Consider the following 540-nt stretch of genomic DNA (forward strand, 5'->3'; position numbering starts at 1 on the left):
CGCGGCCCGCGTCGCGTCAGTCCGCCAGCTCGACCACCATCACTTCCACGTCCGAATCCGTCCCGTTGGTACGGTACTCCCAGGTCCCGCGGGGGTCGATGCCGTTTTCGAGGGCGGTGAGAATCACCTGACCGAGAGCCGCCTCGAACTCCTCTGGACTCGACATCTCGTCGTCTGAAGTGAAGTCGGTTGTCATGGTGGGCAGCACACGCGACTGCGATACGACGCCGCCGGATCGTGGGAGTTACCACCACACGGACGAGGGACCGCAGCCGCGTGTCTCAACGACATATGACACGGCTTCGCACGGCATAACAGTACCGGAACGCGTGGTACGCCAAGTTACTATCGGCGCCGTCAGAGCACCGCTACCGAGTCTTTAACGCGGTTGCGCCAGAACGGGAACGTATCTGATGAGCGTTATCGTCGAGATAACTGTCCCATCTACGGCGTTCGAGTTAGGACAGATCCTCCGGGTCGAACCGCCGACCGAGGTCACGCTCGAGACGATGGTGCCGCTCGGCGGGCGACCGACACCGT

Annotated in this window: 1 protein-coding gene; it reads right to left on the minus strand. The window is 62.4% G+C overall.

All coding sequences use genetic code 11. The features are described 5' to 3' along the window. Nucleotides 1-16: 16 nt before the first annotated feature. Nucleotides 17-196 carry a hypothetical protein gene (locus tag EXE44_RS17905; protein WP_092920107.1) on the minus strand — a complete coding sequence of 60 codons (180 nt, stop codon included), beginning with the start codon at nt 194-196 and terminating at the stop codon, nt 17-19. Nucleotides 197-540 lie beyond the last annotated feature (344 nt).

The organism is Halorubrum sp. SS7 (genome assembly GCF_005435055.1).
In the GTDB taxonomy this organism is placed as follows: domain Archaea; phylum Halobacteriota; class Halobacteria; order Halobacteriales; family Haloferacaceae; genus Halorubrum; species Halorubrum salinarum.

Bases quoted from the DNA above. Each gene is read 5' to 3' on its own strand.
- EXE44_RS17905 (WP_092920107.1), bottom strand. From the start codon at position 196: ATGACAACCGACTTCACTTCAGACGACGAGATGTCGAGTCCAGAGGAG.